General features: G+C 39.5%; 13 protein-coding genes. 2 read left to right on the forward strand and 11 right to left on the reverse strand.

The features are described from left to right. The 8 genes from leuD to ilvD all read right to left on the reverse strand — a co-directional run bounded on the left by leuD (position 1) and on the right by ilvD (position 9728). On the reverse strand, positions 1 to 582 hold the full coding sequence (gene leuD, locus AC4PG0_RS08855; protein ID WP_003769516.1) for a 3-isopropylmalate dehydratase small subunit: 582 nt from the start codon (positions 580 to 582) through the stop codon (positions 1 to 3). Further along, complete coding sequence (gene leuC / locus AC4PG0_RS08860) at positions 569 to 1957, reverse strand: 3-isopropylmalate dehydratase large subunit (protein ID WP_010991748.1); 1389 nt, start codon at positions 1955 to 1957, stop codon at positions 569 to 571. Before leuC ends, leuD begins: the two co-directional genes overlap by 14 nt. 1 nt (position 1958) lies before the next feature. After that, on the reverse strand, positions 1959 to 3011 hold the full coding sequence (leuB, locus tag AC4PG0_RS08865; RefSeq protein WP_492167627.1) for a 3-isopropylmalate dehydrogenase: 1053 nt from the start codon (positions 3009 to 3011) through the stop codon (positions 1959 to 1961). A gap of 1 nt (position 3012) precedes the next feature. Further along, positions 3013 to 4551 carry a 2-isopropylmalate synthase gene (locus AC4PG0_RS08870; protein WP_010991746.1) on the reverse strand — a complete coding sequence of 513 codons (1539 nt, stop codon included), beginning with the start codon at positions 4549 to 4551 and terminating at the stop codon, positions 3013 to 3015. A gap of 157 nt (positions 4552 to 4708) precedes the next feature. Then, the gene (gene ilvC, locus AC4PG0_RS08875) at positions 4709 to 5704 is read right to left on the reverse strand and encodes a ketol-acid reductoisomerase (protein WP_003727977.1); all 996 of its coding nucleotides are present in this window, start codon (positions 5702 to 5704) and stop codon (positions 4709 to 4711) included. Between the two features lie 97 nt (positions 5705 to 5801). Continuing rightward, a complete protein-coding gene (gene ilvN, locus AC4PG0_RS08880) occupies positions 5802 to 6293 on the reverse strand; it encodes an acetolactate synthase small subunit (RefSeq protein WP_003723150.1) in 492 nt (163 codons plus the stop codon). Further along, the gene (gene ilvB / locus AC4PG0_RS08885) at positions 6294 to 8015 is read right to left on the reverse strand and encodes a biosynthetic-type acetolactate synthase large subunit (protein ID WP_033532888.1); all 1722 of its coding nucleotides are present in this window, start codon (positions 8013 to 8015) and stop codon (positions 6294 to 6296) included. Positions 8016 to 8033: 18 nt separating this feature from the next. Continuing rightward, positions 8034 to 9728 carry a dihydroxy-acid dehydratase gene (gene ilvD, locus AC4PG0_RS08890; RefSeq protein ID WP_003769508.1) on the reverse strand — a complete coding sequence of 565 codons (1695 nt, stop codon included), beginning with the start codon at positions 9726 to 9728 and terminating at the stop codon, positions 8034 to 8036. A gap of 689 nt (positions 9729 to 10417) precedes the next feature. On the opposite strand from ilvD, the gene AC4PG0_RS08895 reads away from it, so the two are divergent. Further along, positions 10418 to 10945 (forward strand): GNAT family N-acetyltransferase, encoded by a 528-nt coding sequence (locus AC4PG0_RS08895; protein ID WP_185505171.1) that lies wholly within the window; start codon positions 10418 to 10420, stop codon positions 10943 to 10945. Next, positions 10918 to 11403, forward strand: a complete 486-nt coding sequence (locus AC4PG0_RS08900) for a DUF6884 domain-containing protein (protein WP_185501031.1) — start codon at positions 10918 to 10920, stop codon at positions 11401 to 11403. The genes AC4PG0_RS08895 and AC4PG0_RS08900 overlap by 28 nt, the downstream gene beginning before the upstream one ends. Here the strand turns inward: AC4PG0_RS08900 and AC4PG0_RS08905 are convergent. The 3 genes from AC4PG0_RS08905 to zwf all read right to left on the reverse strand — a co-directional run bounded on the left by AC4PG0_RS08905 (position 11386) and on the right by zwf (position 13582). Continuing rightward, positions 11386 to 11523: a hypothetical protein gene (locus AC4PG0_RS08905; protein WP_003763184.1), complete on the reverse strand. Its 138-nt coding sequence runs from the start codon at positions 11521 to 11523 to the stop codon at positions 11386 to 11388. The genes AC4PG0_RS08900 and AC4PG0_RS08905 overlap by 18 nt on opposite strands. Positions 11524 to 11556: 33 nt before the next feature. Beyond that, the gene (locus tag AC4PG0_RS08910) at positions 11557 to 11988 is read right to left on the reverse strand and encodes a YueI family protein (RefSeq protein ID WP_003767647.1); all 432 of its coding nucleotides are present in this window, start codon (positions 11986 to 11988) and stop codon (positions 11557 to 11559) included. A gap of 118 nt (positions 11989 to 12106) precedes the next feature. After that, positions 12107 to 13582 (reverse strand): glucose-6-phosphate dehydrogenase, encoded by a 1476-nt coding sequence (gene zwf / locus AC4PG0_RS08915; protein WP_003767646.1) that lies wholly within the window; start codon positions 13580 to 13582, stop codon positions 12107 to 12109. Positions 13583 to 13794: the final 212 nt, after the last annotated feature.

The raw sequence follows: 13794 nt of genomic DNA on the forward strand, positions 1-13794 counted from the left end.
TTATATGGAATCCACTTTTTGCTCATAGGCTTTAATCGCGTCAATATGTTCAAAAGTAATCGCAATATCATCCAGCCCATTAATAAATTTATTTTTCCATGTAGCATCAATCTCAAATGGATAGGTACCAACTGAACTAATGACTTGTTGTTTTGGCAAGTCAATCGTCACTTTTTCCTCGGCAGTGATTTTCGCTAATTTTTCACGCGCTTCTCTAGGAAGAACAATAGGAAGAACGCCATTTTTCGTACAATTCATATAAAAAATATCACTATAACTTCCAGCGATAATCACTCGGAAACGGTAATCAAGTAGCGCCCATGCGGCATGTTCACGAGAAGAGCCGCAACCAAAATTATCTCCTGTAATTAATATCGTTGCTTCTTGACGTTCAGGAGCATTGAGCGGAAAATCCGGGTTTGGTTTCCGATTCGGAAGGTAGCGCCAACTATCAAATAGAAATTCGCCAAAACCAGTCCGTTCAATTCGCTTTAGGAAACTTTTTGGAATGATTTGATCGGTGTCAATATTATCATTCATTAGTGCAACCGTTTTACCAATGTGTACTTTAATTGCCTCCACTAATAACCGCCTCCTTTCGAATATCGATAAAGTGTCCGTTAATTGCCGCCGCTGCAGCCATTGCTGGTGAAACAAGATGGGTACGTGCTCCTTTACCTTGGCGCCCTTCAAAATTACGATTCGAAGTAGAAGCGCAGTGGACCCCGTCTGGAACTTGGTCGGGATTCATTCCGAGACACATCGAACAACCAGGTTCACGCCATTCAAAACCGGCATCTTTAAATATCTTATCAAGGCCGATTGCTTCTGCTGCATTACGAACTTGGCGAGAACCAGGCACGACTAGTGCCCGAATATTATTTTTTACTTTATTTCCTTTAACGATACGAGCTGCTTCTTCTAAATCGGACAGCCGAGCATTCGTACAAGAACCAATAAACACATAACCAAGCTCGATTTCTTCTGCTGTTTGGCCGGGTTTTAGTCCCATATATTCATAAGCACGCTCATAGTTCATATCTTTAATTTCCGGAAATGCTTTTGAAAAAGGGACACCCATCTCTGGATTTGTTCCCCAAGTGACATATGGTTCTAAAATGCTAGCATCCATTTCGATATGAAGGTCATATTCCGCATCAGGATCAGTTTTAAGCGTTTCCCAATCACGAATGGCTTTTTCCATGTCAGAAGGAGCATATTCACGACCACGAACATATTCAAAAGTAGTTTGGTCTGGCGCCATCATGCCCATTTTTGCGCCACCTTCAATAGCCATATTACAAATCGTCATACGTTCTTCCATCGACATATTGCGAATCGTTTCGCCGTAATATTCAACCGCATAACCTGTTCCAAAAGCGACGCCATATGTGGCAATCAAATGCAAAATTATATCTTTTGCATAAACGCCTTTGGGAAGTTTTCCATTAATTTCAATACCCATAGATTTTGGTTTTTGTTGCCAAATAGTTTGGGTCGCAAAAACATGCTCTACTTCACTGGAACCAATCCCAAAGCCAATCGCGCCAAAAGCACCATGTGTCGCAGTATGCGAATCTCCACATACAATCACTTTTCCAGGCTGAGTAAGACCAGTTTCAGGTCCAACCATATGCACGATTCCTTGGCGGTCGCTACCCATATCAGCTAGTGTTACCCCGAATTCTTCGCAGTTAGTTTGTAGTGCTTCAATTTGCTTTTTAGCAACTAAATCTTGAATGTTGAAAATGTCTTCAGTAGGAACATTATGATCCATTGTAGCAAATGTTTTATCTGGTCTCCGCAGTGGTCGATTTTCCATTCTAAGTCCTTCAAACGCTTGAGGAGAAGTAACTTCATGAATCAAATGAAGGTCAACATATAATAATTGCGGTTCACCTTCTTTACCATAAATGACATGGCGGTTCCAAAGTTTATCAAAAAGTGTTTTCCCCATTTTATTCTCCTCCTTCAATTTGTTTTAGAACTTCATTTGTAAAATCGGTTGTGGAAGTATTACCTCCAAGATCAGCGGTTAAAAATCCAGCTTGCATCGTTCTTGCTGTAGCCGCATCAATCGCATCTGCCTCTTTAAAAAGTGAAAAAGATTGACGGAGCATCATTGACACAGAAGAAATCATTGACATTGGATTGGCGATATTTTGATTAGCAATGTCTGGTGCAGATCCGTGAATTGGTTCGTATAAAGAAGGTCCATTTTGAGCATGACTAGCAGAAGGGAGCATCCCAAGTGAGCCAGTAATAACAGACGCTTCATCACTTAAAATATCACCGAATAAATTTTCCGTTACGATTACATCGAATGTCGTTGGCCGCTGAATCATTAGCATTGCAGCAGCATCAACGTACAAATGCTCTAATGTAATATCTGGATGACGACTTGCTACTTCTTCAGCAATTTTGCGCCATAATTTACTTGAAGCTAGCACATTTGCTTTATCAACAGAAGTTACTTTTTTATTTCGTGTCGATGCAATTTCGAATGCTTTTTCTATAATTCGTTCGATTTCCACGCGAGTATAGGTTAAAGAATCAACAGCAGCTACATCATCCCAATGTTTCGGTTCCCCAAAGTAAAGTCCACCAGTTAACTCACGAACAACAACAAAATCAGTATTTTCAACAATTTCCTTTTTTAAAGGAGAAAGATGCGTTATCGAGCTAGGGACTTGAATAGGGCGGATGTTAGCGAAAAGACCAAGCGCTTTTCTGAGTGCAAGTAAGCCGTCTTCAGGTCGTTTAGGCGCATTATCCCACTTAGGACCACCAATTGCCCCAAGTAAAATTGCGTCGGCATTTTGGCAGGATTTTAAAGTTTCAGGAGGGATTGGATCACCAGCTGCATCAATTCCGGCTCCTCCAAAAGGGTGCGATTCAATTTCAAATGTATGATTGTATTTGGCAGCGATAGCTTCTAATATTTTGATTCCGGAAGCCATAATTTCCGGTCCAATTCCGTCGCCAGCTAAGGAAGTAATTTTATATGCCACGTTACTTTACCTCCTCGAAATCAGCTTGCTTACTTGTAGATTTGCTTTTTCCAGATGCTTGCAAATAAGCTTTAGCACTAGCTGTTAAAACATCAAAATCGATACCGATACCATGGAATTCAGTGCCATTATCATCTTTAATGACGACATGGACTTCTGCTTGGGCATCTTGGCCTGCTGTAATCGCTTGAATACGATAATCGGTTAATTCAATATCTTGTTTCATTAGTCGGTTAATAGTATTATAAATGGCTTCAATGCTTCCTGAGCCGGTTGCTGCATCTTCTATTAACGCTCCATCACGTTCTTCAATCCGCACGATGGCACCTTGGACACCGCCAGTAACGTACTGTACTTGTAAATGTTTTAATTCGAAAGCATCATGAGATTCAGAAGATTGACCAAGAATTAGCGCATGCAAGTCTTCTTCGGTCACGTCTTTTTTTGCATCTGCAAGCTGTTTGAAACGTTTAAAAGCATCTTTTTGTTCTTGTTCACTCAGCGTATAACCCATTTCTTCCATTCGTGTATTGAAGGCATGTTTTCCAGAAAGTTTGCCAAGAGGGAGGGAATTTTTATCAACACCAACAAGAGCAGGGGTGATGATTTCATACGTATCTGGGTTTTTTAGAACGCCATCTTGATGAATACCGGATTCATGTGCGTATGCATTTCCACCTATTACGGCTTTATTACGAGGAACTGGCATACCAGACAAACGACTAATTAGATCACTTGAGTTTTTAAATTGATTCAAGACAATATTTGTTTCTGCTTGATAAAAATCTTTGCGGATGTGAAGTGCGACGGCAACTTCTTCTAGCGCCGTATTTCCAGCACGTTCACCGATACCGTTAATTGTACCTTCAACGCGTCTCGCACCATTTTCAATTGCAGCGAGCGCGTTAGCCGTAGCCATTCCAAGGTCATCATGACAGTGGGACGCGAAAATAATATCATCAAACTGCTTTATTTCCCGGCGCAAATCTTGAAACAATTGTCCGAATTCAGTTGGATTAGTGTATCCGACTGTATCTGGAATGTTAATAACGGTAGCTCCAGCATCAATCGCGGTTTGAACTGCTTCAATAAGAAAAGCACGATCTGAGCGCGTTGCATCTTCTGGTGAAAACTGTACAACGTCAAATTTTTGTCTCGCATAACTAATGTGGTGTTTAATGGAAGCAAGAACTTCCGCCCGACTCATTTTTAATTTGTATTCCATATGCACATCGCTCGTTGCTAAGAAGATATGTATTTGCGGGGAAACTGCGTCTTTAAGCGCTTCTTCCGCGCGGTCAATATCCGCTTCAACACAGCGTGCTAGCCCTGTTACAGAACAATGTTTAATCGCTTTTGCAATTGCCTTGACGCATTCAAAATCTCCAGGAGAAGAAATCGGAAAGCCGGCTTCAATCACATCAATTCCAAGTTTTTCGAGTTGTAAGGCAATCTGGATTTTCTCCTTTACGTCAAAATTAACTCCAGGGGTTTGTTCGCCATCTCTAAGTGTAGTATCAAAAAACTGGATTTTCTTCATTCGATTTCACCTCTTGTTTTATATTAGATAGGGAAGCGTGGATTTTTCCTGCTTTCAGTATCAGTTTAGGGAAGAAACACGTTCTTGCTTAAACTCATATTGAAAAAGGATAAACGGTTGCTAGGCGAAAAACTCGCCTAGCAATCCGCGGTAAGTATTAATGTTGTGGTTTTACAAATGGCATCATTTCGCGAAGTTCTGCACCAACTTTTTCGATTTGATGACCTTGTTGTTCTTTGCGCATTCTATGGAATTCTTTAAAACCATTTTTATTGTCGTCAATGAATGATTTAGCAAAGTTACCATTTTGAATGTCGGTAAGTACTTCTTTCATTGCTTTTTTCGTATCAGCTGTAACAACACGAGGGCCGGAAACATAGTCGCCGTATTCTGCTGTATTAGAAATCGAGTGGCGCATTTTTTCCATACCGCCTTCATACATCAAATCAACAATTAGCTTCATTTCGTGTAGTACTTCAAAATAAGCAAGTTCCGGTTGGTAGCCAGCCTCAACTAGTGTTTCAAATCCAGCTTGGATAAGATGAGTAGCGCCTCCACATAGAACTGCTTGTTCACCAAATAGATCCGTTTCTGTTTCTTCTTTGAAAGTAGTTTCAATAACGCCAGCACGAGTTGCACCGATGCCTTTTGCGTAAGATAGAGCTGTATCACGTGCATTTCCAGTTGCATCTTGGTAAATAGCGAATAGGGAAGGGACAGCGCCACCTTCAACAAAAGTACGGCGAACCAAGTGACCAGGACCTTTTGGAGCTACTAGGAAAACATCCACATCGCTTGGAGGATTAATTACGTCAAAATGAATATTAAAACCATGAGCGAAAACAAGTGCATTGCCAGCTTTTAGGTTAGGCTTGATTTCATTTTCATACGTTTCACCTTGTGTTTCATCTGGCAAAAGAATCATAATAACGTCTGCTTTTTCAGCTGCTTCACTAACAGAATAAACATCAAAGCCATCATTTCTCGCAGATTCGGCAGATTTACCTTCACGAATTCCGATAATAACGTTATTGCCATTGTCACGTAGGTTTTGCGAATGCGCATGGCCTTGTGAACCGTACCCGATTACTGCTACTGTTTTACCTTCTAGTGCGTTATTTTTTACTGCATCTTCATAATAAACTTTTGTCATTTTTCCTAACCTCCAACTAGTTTCTTTTTATATTTCAGAAGAGCGAGATGCTATTCTGATGCTAGCAAAGCAACGAATTGCTCTGTAGTTAATGATTTCAGCCCATTTTTTTAGGACTTCTTGTAAAGCCAGTTACACCTGTTCTAGCCATTTGTTTAATGCCATATGGTCGAACTGTATCAACGAAAGCATCAATTTTTTCGCTTGTACCAGTTACTTGAATGACGACATTTTTAGTACCGACATCAATGACGGTGGCGCGAAATGGTTCGATTACTGCGTTTAGCTCAGAACGTAAAGCAGCAGGGGAGTTGATTTTAAGTAAAGCGAGTTCGCGTTCAATGTGCGCGTCATCAGTAATATCACTTACTTTAAGCACATCGATTTGTTTGTTAAGCTGTTTGGTTACTTGTTCAATTTCGTATAGTGAGTCGACATGGACGACGATGGTAATCCGAGAAACATTCGGGATTTCGGTCCAGCCAACAGAGATGCTATCGATATTATATTGGCGTCTGGAGATAACCCCAGTAATACGATTTAGTACGCCAGATGAGTTATTCACTGTAGCAGTAATGATTCGGCGCATTTATTCCACTCCTTCCATTTGGTGATTTGGTTTACCGCTTGGAACCATTGGAAGTACTAGTTCATCTTTTGCAACATGAACGTCAATGACAATTGGGCCAGGGTGCGCGAACGCTTTTCTTAAATCTTTTTCAAGCGTTTCAGGATTTGTCAAACGAACGCCTTTAACCCCATATGCTTCAGACAATTTCACAAAATCAGGTTGACTCGTGAAAATCGAATGGGAATATCTTTCACCGTGGAATTTTTCTTGCCACTGACGAACCATTCCTAGAGACCCGTTATTGATAATGACTGTTTTTACATTAATCTGATAATCGTTTAAAATTGCTAGTTCTTGGTTTGTCATTTGGAAACCACCATCACCAACAACCGCGACTACTGTTTTGTCGGGGAAAGCAAGTTGTGCGCCGACCGCTGCTGGAAATCCAAAGCCCATCGTGCCAAGACCACCGCTTGTAATAATTTGGTGATCAAATTGGAACGGATAGAACTGAGCTGTCCACATTTGATGCTGTCCAACATCGGTAGAAACAAGCGCCTCACCTTGCGTAATTTCACCAATAAGTTCAATTACACGCTGTGGTTTAATTTCCGCTTTTTTCGTCCTATCAAAATTAAAAGGATGACGGTTTTTACGAGTCATATTTAATTTGTACCAATGTGATGTATCTGGGTGAACCGGTAGTTCCATTTGTAACAGTTGTGTGAGTGTTTCATTAATGTCGGCAACAATTGGAATTTGGGTTTCGATAATTTTGCCGATTTCAGCGGGATCAATGTCGATATGAGCAATGGTTGCTTTCGTAGCAAAATCTTTTGGCGCGCTAGCAAGGCGATCATCAAATCTTGAACCAAAATTAATGAGTAAATCGCAGTCAGTTAACGCCATATTTGCTGCGTAAGAACCGTGCATTCCTCCCATACCAAGAAATAAATCATGGTTTTGCGGAAAACTGCCAAGACCGAGCAGTGTATTAACAACAGGAATTTGATAACGTTCAGCAAATTCGAGTAATTCAGCCGTAGCTCTAGCATGGTTTACACCAGCTCCTGCAAGAATAAGAGGCTTACTACGAGCGGAAAGAGCTTGCATTAATTTTTCGAGTTGTAGTGGATTAGGTGAATAAGTCGGTTGATAACCCGGCAAGTCAATCGTATCAGGACGAACCGTGTCCGTTTGAGTAATACCCATATCTTTTGGAATATCAACAACAACAGGACCTTTGCGACCAGTATTTGCGATATGAAAAGCTTCGTTGACAATTTTTGGTAAGTCACGAACATCACGAACTTGGTAGTTGTATTTAGTAATTGGGATGGTGAGTCCAATCATATCTGCTTCTTGAAAAGCGTCTTTTCCGATACCAGGCGTATGAACTTGGCCTGTAAAAATAACTAAAGGAATAGAATCACTCATCGCATCTGCAATACCAGTTAATACATTTGTTGCACCAGGTCCACTCGTTACAACAACGACACCAGGTTTCCCAGTTACGCGGGCATAACCTTCAGCAGCATGAATCGCTCCTTGTTCATGCCTCGTTAGAATATGCGGAATATCACAGTCATAAAAGGCATCATAAAGAGGTAAAACAGCGCCACCTGGATACCCAAAAATCATTTCGACTTGTTGTTTTTTCAAGGAGTCAATTAAAAGTTCAGCTCCACTTTTATTTAGCTTTTTTGTCGCTTTTTCATTTGTCTTCGTCGTATCAATCACGCTTATCACCTCATTTTTTTAGTCGATTAAATCTTCTGGAATTTGCAAAATACCACCAGTGTGAGCACTTGTTACGAGGGCAGTATATCTTGCAAGATAACCAGTTTTTACTTTGGCTTTAAATTTCGGTAATTCTTTTCTTCTTTCTTCTAAAACTTCATCTGGAACATCTACATTTAACGTCCGATTTGGTAAATCAATTGTGATAATATCTCCGTCGTGAACAAGTGCGATTGGACCGCCAGCAGCAGCTTCAGGAGAAATGTGACCTACTGCAATCCCGCGTGTTGCTCCGGAGAAACGGCCATCTGTAATGAGTGCGACGTCTTTACCTAAACCTCGGCCAACAATACTAGATGTTGGAGCTAGCATTTCTGGCATTCCTGGTCCGCCTTTTGGACCTTCATAGCGAATAACTACTACATGACCTTCGCGAACCGTATGATTATCAATGGCTTCAACCGCCTCATCATGAGAGCTAAAGCAAATAGCTTCTCCTTTGAAAACTTGTACAGAAGGATCTACACCACCAACTTTGATAGTTGCTCCTTTTGGTGCGATATTTCCAAACAGCATCGAAAGTCCACCAACTGGGCTATAAGGATTTTCTTTTGGATGGATAACGTCTGTATTATTAATTTTTGCATCAGCAACATTTTCTCTAATTGTCTTTCCAGTAACCGTTATGCGGTCTGGATGAATAGCGCCGCCAAGATCAACAAGTTCTTTAATAATGGCAGAAACGCCGCCAGCTTCATGAACATCATGCATCGAGTAAGAAGAAGAAGGGGCGATTTTGGAAAGGTAAGGGACGCGTTTAGCGATGTCATTGATACGTTCTAAATCGTAATCTTCAATCCCAGCTTCATTTGCAAGGGCGAGTGTATGTAAAACAGTATTTGTAGAGCCACCCATTGCCATGTCTAGAGCAAATGCATCATCTATCGCATCTTTAGTAATAATGTCACGAGGACGAATATCTTTTTTCACTAAATCCATTAAATGGAATGCTGACTCTCTAATAAGTTCTCGGCGTGCATCCGAAACAGCAAGCGTTGTACCATTTCCCGGAACAGCCATACCGAGGATTTCCATTAAACAGTTCATTGAGTTTGCAGTGAACATTCCTGCGCACGAGCCGCAAGTCGGGCACGCGTTTGCTTCCATATCAAGGAAATCTTCTTGTGACATACTGCCTTCTTTAAAAGCACCAACCGCTTCAAAAACGGAAGAAAGAGTAAGGGCTTTTCCGTGAGCAGATAATCCAGCTTTCATAGGACCACCAGAACAGAAGATAGCAGGTACATTTGTACGAACAGAAGCAAGTAGCATCCCGGGTGTGATTTTGTCACAGTTTGGAATGTAGAAAACACCATCGAACCAGTGTGCATTTATGACAGTTTCAGCCGCATCAGCAATAACCTCACGAGAAGGGAGGGAGTAACGCATACCGATATGCCCCATAGCAATGCCGTCATCTACACCAATCGTATTAAATTCAAATGGGATACCGCCAGCTTCTCTAATAGCTTCTTTAGCCACATCCGCAAGTTCTCGCAAATGAACATGACCTGGCACAATATCAATGTAAGAGTTACAAATAGCGATAAATGGTTTATCCATATCACCTGGACTTTTGATTTGACCTGTGGCATGCAGCAAACTTCTTGCTGGAGCCTGTTCAACACCTTTTTTAATTTTGTCACTACGCATATGACTTTACCCCATTTCTAATTAAGAATTATTTGCCGACGCTGAATTTTTAGAATTTGCAAAATAGCGTGGCATTAATATATATGAATAAGTAGTTGCTTGCTTGATAGTTACTTTTCTATGCTTAAACCTTGAAATCTAGCTAAAGAAAAAGCACCCCAATGATGAAAACAATGGGATGCTTTGCCAGAATCCCATTTAACGTAAACAGGACTCAAACTACTGTAAATTTCTACAGTGCTCAAAGTCCTTTTAGAGTAATAAAATTGTAATGACTGATTTGGTCGTTTTCATAAGTCATTATCCCCTTCGTTAAATGGTTTTAGATTTCCGATTAGTCGCACATTTTTGAAAAAAATTAATATCAAGAAATGTTATGTTATTATTTAATATATATGGTTGCCATGCGATTGTCAATTGTTATTTTGAAAGTTTTCCGTCAGTTTGCACAATTCAAGCAACTTACTCTTTTATACTAAATTAGTACCTGGTCTTATATTTGACTTATAACTTAAATGGAAGCGCATTCAAAAATGAAAGGTCAAGTATATAGTCAGAATAGTTTTATTTTTATAGTTTTACTCGAATTAATTAATATTTTGGATAAAAAATCACACATTAGTTGCGTTTTTATAGCAAATTCTGCTAAATTGAAAGTAATAAATTAGTAGGAAAGTCAGGTTTTTGCTGTGGATAATTTGGAAACAGATCGATTAATTTTAATAAATTACACATTAGAAATGATTCAAGCAACGATAAATGGGACAGAAGCTTTAGAAAAAACAAGCGGCTACCACGTGTCGCCTGACTGGCCCGGAATTGATTTCTTTTTTTATTTGCCATATGTATTAGAAAATGTAAAAAAAGACGATAAAATGATTAAATGGACACGTTTAGTCGTTTTAAAAACAGAAAATAAAATTATCGGTGAAATTGGCGGACAAGGAAACCCAGATAAAACAGGAGAAATCGAAATTGGCTATAGTATTGTTCCAGATTATCAAAATAAAGGATATATGTCAGAAGCGCTCATTAGTATGATTGATTGGCTAGAAAACCAACCCGTCATTAACCGCATATTTGCTAGATGTTATGAGCAAAACGAAGCTTCTATCCAAGTACTAAAGCATAATCATTTTGTACATATTAAAGAAAAAGATACTGAAGAGAAACAAGGAAGAGTGATGATGTGGGAATATCCAATAAAACAAACCTGATTATTATCGCCTCAGGAAAACCAAAAATTTGGGATAAGCTTCCGGATATTGGTCCAGTTAAGGCAAGTGAAGTGTATACCGGAACGTTTCATCGTTTAAGTAAAGCTTATGCGGAACAGTTTGCGGATAATTATTTGATTTTATCCCCAAAATACGGATTTTTAAGACCAGATGATATTGTTGCAAAAACCTATGATGTCCGTTTTACGATGAAAGGGGTAGGGGAAGACACAATTCAGCTTGATGAACTGAAAGAACAGTGGGAGCAACTACAAATAAACCCTTCTGAACCAATCCCGATGTTAGGCGGCAAAAAATTCAGAGGGTTACTAATGAGTATTACTGACGGTAAACAGCCATTCAGTTTTCCACTTGAAGGTGCGACTGGAATTGGTATTATGCAACAAGAGTTAAAGCAAGCTGTCGCGACGAATGTTCCACTAAATTGTGCTAAGTAGAAGAAGGGCGGCAGTTATTAGTAAAAACATAACTCCCATATTGACGTTTTTCCGAATGAAGAAATATATGGTTTGTAGCGCCATCAAAATAGCGAGTGATACAGTAATAAGGTGTAGCATAGATCGACCTCCTATATGTTTACACGGAAGAACTTAATTAAACAGTTTACGAACCTTCTCTAGTAACGAGGTAGGTTCTTCTTCGGCGTTTTCCTGTTCTTCCTTATACAAATGAATATCTTCTTTATTGACCGCTTTTTGACAGGCAAGGACGAGATAAATATCTGTTTCACCTTCTAAACGACTGACGATAGAAAATTCATGTTTACATTTTTCCGCTAGCTTAATGTAAGGGCGCAGAGAATTATAGTGCAGTAATCCATTTAACAAAAGCTTCGAGTCACTGTTTTCTAGTATTGCTTTTTCTAGTTCTGGAAGATACTCTTGGGTTAAAACTTCTTCTTTTGTGAGCGCGACTAATACGCGTTCGCGGTATGTTCCTAAATATTTTTTCTTCTCAGCGGGATTAATTTCTTTTGCCCCATACATGCCTTTTTCTAGGTAGTCATCAATATTTTCAGCCATTATATGAGCTCCTTTAACTAGTTAGTTTTCCTCTCTATTCTAACATGCATAGGGGTTTTTGCAAGTAAACAAAGAAAACCAGAAACAGGCTAAAATAGCCATATTTCTGGTTTTTTGATTAATCGATTGGGAACCACTGGAATCCGTCACGTTGGATAAGGTCGTCTGCTTCTTTTGGACCCATCGAACCGGATTTGTAGTTAGGGAAGTGGTCTTTAGTATTTGTCCAAACATCTGCCACATGGTCGATAAAGTTCCATGATAGCGATACTTCATCCCAGTGAGAGAAGTAAGTTGCATCACCGCGTAGGCAGTCTAAAATTAATTTTTCATAAGCTTCAGGTGTATTCATACCATCTGGAGAAGAATGAATGTAATTTAAGTTAACTGGCATTGTAACCATTCCTTGACCAGGTTCTTTTACATTCAAATGAAGTGTAATACCTTCGTCCGGTTGGATATGAATAACAAGTACGTTACCACCAAGCGATTGTTGTTGCCCGAATAAATTCAGTGGCACATCTTTGAACTGAATAGCAATTTGGGTTGTTTTCTTCGCAAGACGTTTACCAGTACGGATATAAAATGGAACACCAGCCCAGCGGAAGTTATCGATTTCAAGTTTAGCTGCAACGAATGTTTCCGTATTGGAATGAGGATCCACATTATCTTCTTGACGATAGCCTTTAAGTTCTTTGCCACCTACTTCACCAGGCCCGTATTGACCACGAATAAAGTTTTGGTGAACTTCTTTACCTTCAAAAACGCGTAACGAACGAAGCGCGCGAACTTTTTCATGACGAATCTCGCGTGTCGTTAAGTTAATTGGCGGCTCCATCGCAAGTAAAGAAACGATTTGGAGAATATGGTTTTGAACCATGTCTCGTAATGCGCCACTTTCGTCATAATAACGTCCTCGGTCTTCAACGCCGAGCACTTCTGTCAAAGTAACTTGAATGTTATCAATGTAACGATTATTCCAAAGCGATTCAATGATAGAATTGGCAAAACGAATAACCGAGATATTTTGGATCATTTCTTTTCCTAAATAATGGTCAATACGATAAATTTCATCTTCCTTGAAAGCTTGACGAAGCGAATTATTTAATTCTTCCGCACTAGCTAAATCATGACCAAATGGTTTTTCGATAATTAAACGATGGAAACCGTCTGTGTCTACAAAACCTTCAGATTTAATGCGGCTAGCAATCGTTCCAAAGAAGTTCGGTGCCATTGCAAGATAGAAAAGGCGATTACCACCTAATTCATATTTAGCGTCTAATTCATCAGACAAATCTTTTAAAGTTACATAAGATTCTTTATTTGTTACATCATGGGATTGATAGTAGAAATGAGAAGCAAATGCATCCGCGTCTTTTTCGGAACCGTCAATGTCTTTGATAGACTCTTTTACTTTATCACGGAAGAAATCGTTACTCCATTCACGACGAGCCGTTCCAATTACAGCAAAATTGTCGCCAAGAGATCCCTTACTGTACAAATGATATAGCGAAGGGTAAAGTTTGCGATTTGCCAAATCTCCCGTACCGCCAAAAATAGTAATCAGTGCTTTTTGTTCTAACTCATCTGTCATACGTCATTTACCCTCTTTCTTATTCTCTTAATGGCAAAAAATTAACTGCTAAGAAAAAGATTTCTTAGTTTGAAAAGAACCCCACAAAAAAAGGCCTTATTAAATGAGCTATTAATTTTCCTCATTAGTCCATACTATTTTATCCATAAAGAAGCATTTGTGCAACTGTTTGGTTCGAATATTTTTTTAATTTGACAGTTATTTCTGAATTA

It is taken from the genome of Listeria sp. MAN/IMW/UF464 (assembly GCF_058683955.1).

Excerpts from the sequence above, each read along its gene's own strand:
- ilvN (WP_003723150.1), bottom strand. The coding sequence starts at position 6,293 with ATGCGCCGAATCATTACTGCTACAGTGAATAACTCATCTGGCGTACTA.
- ilvD (WP_003769508.1), bottom strand. The coding sequence starts at position 9,728 with ATGCGTAGTGACAAAATTAAAAAAGGTGTTGAACAGGCTCCAGCAAGA.
- AC4PG0_RS08905 (WP_003763184.1), bottom strand. The coding sequence starts at position 11,523 with ATGCTACACCTTATTACTGTATCACTCGCTATTTTGATGGCGCTACAA.
- zwf (WP_003767646.1), bottom strand. The coding sequence starts at position 13,582 with ATGACAGATGAGTTAGAACAAAAAGCACTGATTACTATTTTTGGCGGT.
- leuC (WP_010991748.1), bottom strand. The coding sequence starts at position 1,957 with ATGGGGAAAACACTTTTTGATAAACTTTGGAACCGCCATGTCATTTAT.
- AC4PG0_RS08870 (WP_010991746.1), bottom strand. The coding sequence starts at position 4,551 with ATGAAGAAAATCCAGTTTTTTGATACTACACTTAGAGATGGCGAACAA.
- AC4PG0_RS08910 (WP_003767647.1), bottom strand. The coding sequence starts at position 11,988 with ATGGCTGAAAATATTGATGACTACCTAGAAAAAGGCATGTATGGGGCA.
- ilvC (WP_003727977.1), bottom strand. The coding sequence starts at position 5,704 with ATGACAAAAGTTTATTATGAAGATGCAGTAAAAAATAACGCACTAGAA.